This window comes from Asanoa sp. NPDC050611 (assembly GCF_040654855.1).
GTDB lineage: Bacteria > Actinomycetota > Actinomycetes > Mycobacteriales > Micromonosporaceae > Asanoa.
The window spans coordinates 1-3593 of record NZ_JBFAIU010000522.1 but is presented as its reverse complement, the minus strand read 5'-3'; the positions used below and the strand labels follow the sequence as shown (position 1 = coordinate 3593).

The following is a 3593-nucleotide window of genomic DNA, read 5'->3' as shown; positions in this document are numbered from 1 at the left end:
GCGTTGCCGACGTGATCGGTGACGTGACCAGCGAGACGCCACGCGGGAGACCCGCCCGCGCTGTCCTACGGCTACTTCCCGGACCTCGACCGCTACGGCCACGTGTTCGGCGTCGACTCGGAGCCGTGGCGCACGGCCGCGGCCGAGGTCGACCGCCTGCTGGACCAGGTGCTCGACGGCCTGCCCGCCGACGCCGCGCTGCTCGTCACCGCCGACCACGGCCAGCTCGACGTGCCGCCGGAGCACCGCTTCGACTTCGACGCCGACCCGCGCCTGAACGCCGGGGTCCGGGTGGTCGCCGGCGAGCCCCGGGTCCGCTACCTGCACACGCTGCCCGGCGCGACCGAGGACGTGCTCGCCACCTGGACCGAGGTACTCGGCGACGCGGCCTGGGTCGCCCACCGCGAGGAGGTCGTCGCCCAGGGCTGGTTCGGCCCGGTGCCCGAGCGCAACCTCGCCCGCATCGGCGACGTGGTGGCGATCTGCCACGGCACCCACGCGGTCGTCGCCCCAGAGTCCGAGCACGCGATCAAGGCGATGCTGATCGCCTACCACGGCTCCTACTCGGCGGTGGAGATGGAGATCCCGCTGTTGGTGTCCCGAGCACGTCCCTAGGACAAGATCAAGGATCATGTCCCGGGTCCGCGGTGGTCCGGACCGTCGCTCCCGCCGGACACCGCTCCGCTTCGCTGCGCTGCCAGGTCCGCGGTGGGCGCTTTTCGTCGTACCCCCTGGATAGCCTCTTCTCCGTGGGACGCAGTCAGGTGGTGCCGCGCGGGGGTGACGCGCGGTTCGGGGCCGGGGCCGATGACGCCGGGTGCTCGATCCTGCACGTCGACATGGACGCGTTCTTCGCGTCCGTCGAGGTGCGCAAGCGGCCTGACCTGGCGGGGCGGCCCGTGGTGGTCGGTGGCATCGGCCCGCGCGGGGTGGTGAGCTCGGCCAGCTACGAGGCGCGGGCCTACGGCGTCCGCAGCGCGATGCCGACCGCGCGCGCACGGGCGCTCTGCCCGGGGGCGGTGTTCCTACCCGTCGACGGTGCCGCCTACGGCGAGGCGTCGCGGGCCGTGATGGCGATCTTCCAGGACGTCACGCCGCTGGTCGAGCCGCTCTCCGTCGACGAGGCGTTCCTTGACGTCAGCGGGGCCGGCCGACTACTCGGCCCGCCGGCGGCGATCGCGGCGTTGATCCGGCGGCGGGTGGCTGAGGAGCAGGGGTTGAGCTGCTCGGTCGGTGTCGCGACGACCAAGTTCGTGGCCAAGCTCGGGTCCGCTCGGGCCAAGCCCGACGGCGTCATCGTCGTGCCGAAGGACCGCGTGCTCGAGTTCCTTCATCCGCTGCCCGTCGACGCGCTGTGGGGGGTGGGGGAGAAGGCCGCCGAGGTGCTGCGCCGGCTCGGGCTCGCGACCGTCGGTGACGTGGCCGAGGCGCCGGTCGGGATGCTGCGGTCCGCGCTCGGTGACGCGGCCGCCGCGCACCTGCACGAGCTCGCCTGGGGGCGCGACCCGCGGCGCGTGACGGTCGAGCAGATCGAAAAATCGATCGGGGCGGAGGTTACTTTCGACACCGACGTCGAGGATTTCGAAGTGATCAAGCGGGCGTTGCTGGAACTGTCGACGAAGGTCGGTGTCCGACTACGGCGGGCCGGTCAGGCCGGCCGCACGGTGTCGATCAAGGTCAGGCTGGCCGATTTCCGCACCGTCAACCGCTCGCGCACCATGGGCACCCCGACCGATGTCGCCCGCGAGATCTTCGCGACTGCGTGGGCGCTCTACCAGGCGCTCCGGCCCGGCGACCGGGTCCGGCTGGTGGGCGTGCGGGTGGAGGGGCTGGCGGGTGCTTCGGGTGCCGCGCGGCAGCCTGAGCTGGGTGCGCCCGAGCACGGGTGGCGCGAGGCGGAAGCGGCCGCTGATGCGGCAGCTGCCCGTTTCGGGCGATCTGTCGTCCAGCCGGCCAGCCTCCTCACGGGCGAACGGATGGAAATTCGACCCCGGCCGTCGGTCGTCCCGCTTTCCGACCCGCGAAGCCCCTCGTAGACTTGCGGGTAAGCAGTCGCTTGACTGTCACGGTCTGTCGGCCCGCCCGGGTCGACCTCGCGACCGGGGAGGAGTGCCGTGCCGCTCTCTGAGCACGAGCAGCGGCTGTTCGAGCAGATCGAGCGGTCGCTTGCCGAGGATCCCAAGTTCGCCTCGGCCGTGCGTGCCAGCGACCCGCGTTTCCACGCGCGGCGTCGTCTGCTGTTGGCCGCCGTCGTGATCATCGCTGGCCTGGCCCTGGTTGTCTTCGGCACGGTGAACAAGACACCGCTGCTCGGCGTGGCGGGTTTCGTCATCATGCTGGGTGCCGCGGCGTTCGCCATGCAGTCGCACCGCAAGGGACAGCAGCCCGACCTGCACGTCGTCGGTGGCACCGCCAGCCGCCGCACGCGTGTCCGACGTTCGGGGCTGATCGACCGTCTCGAAGAGCGCTGGCGCCAGCGCCCCGAGGGACACCGCTGACAATCCGCTGCGGCGGCGCCCGGGCCGCCACATCGGGGTATATCTCTGGTGGCGTCGGACCATGCGTCCGACGCCTTTTTGCGTCTTCGGAAGGCCCCTCCGCATGCGCTTCCGCCCCGCGCTGACCACCGACATCGCCGCCGTCGCGGCCCTGCACGCCGACAGTTGGCGGCGCTACTACCGGGGCGCCTACGCGGACACCTACCTGGACGGGGACATCCTCACCGACCGCCTCGCGGTCTGGACCGCGCGCCTGCGGGACCCGGCCCCGAGCGACGTGACCATCGTGGCCGAGCCCGGCGGACCGGCCCCCGACCACCCGGAAGTGACCACCGCGACCGGACAGTCCGGTACCCGACAGCACCCGGCCGCGGCCATCGCCGGCTTCGTCCACGTCATCCTCGACCACGACGAACGCTGGGGCTCCCTGGTCGACAACCTCCACGTGACCAGCACCCGCCACCGCGGCGGCCTCGGCTCGGCGCTGCTCACCCGAGCGGCCGAAGCAACCGCGACCGGCGCGGCCAACCCGGCGCTCTACCTGTGGGTCCAGGAGCAGAACACCGCGGCCCAGGCCTTCTACGCCGCCCACGGGGGCCGGGTCGTCGAACGCGCCCCTGTCTCGGACCCGGGCGGGGTTCCGGGCCGCCTCAACGGCCAGCCGATGAAACTCCGCGTCACCTGGCCCGACGTCCGGGCCGTCACCCGCCACGCCTGACCCCGACGGCGAGGCGACCCTTCAACCGCCGGCGGCACGCGACCTCGCCCTCAGCGCAGCGACCGGATCCACCGCACGCGTAGTCATGCGGACAGCCGAACCGACAGCCGCGCGGGAGATCGAGACCCGGCATCAACCGTCGCGGCACCCTGCCCTGCCAAGAGACCTGCGGCGACGGACGGGCCATGCGAAAGGCCGCGCCACCCAGCCAGAGGGTGGCGCGGCCTTTCGGTTCGCTCAGCGGGACCGGTCAGCGAGCAACCGGCGCGGGCTCAGCCGCCCCAGCCGCTCCCGTACCCGGGACAGTGACGTCACGATCCCGGCGGGGCCGTGGCCACAGCCGGGACCTGCCCGGGCCGTACGGGATGGCACGGCAC

At 72.6% G+C, this 3593-nt stretch carries 3 protein-coding genes and 1 pseudogene; all 4 read left to right on the top strand.

All coding sequences use genetic code 11. The features are described from left to right. Positions 1–42: 42 nt before the first annotated feature. Positions 43–615, top strand: a pseudogene (locus AB0H87_RS39525) (alkaline phosphatase family protein); the annotation flags it as partial. Positions 616–749: 134 nt separating this feature from the next. Further along, entirely contained in the window at positions 750–2036 is a 1287-nt protein-coding gene (locus AB0H87_RS39520) for a DNA polymerase IV (RefSeq protein ID WP_360158243.1), read from the top strand. Positions 2037–2114: 78 nt separating this feature from the next. Next, entirely contained in the window at positions 2115–2498 is a 384-nt protein-coding gene (locus AB0H87_RS39515; RefSeq protein WP_360158240.1) for a DUF3040 domain-containing protein, read from the top strand. Positions 2499–2601: 103 nt separating this feature from the next. Further along, complete coding sequence (locus AB0H87_RS39510) at positions 2602–3216, top strand: GNAT family N-acetyltransferase (RefSeq protein WP_360158237.1); 615 nt, start codon at positions 2602–2604, stop codon at positions 3214–3216. Positions 3217–3593: the final 377 nt, after the last annotated feature.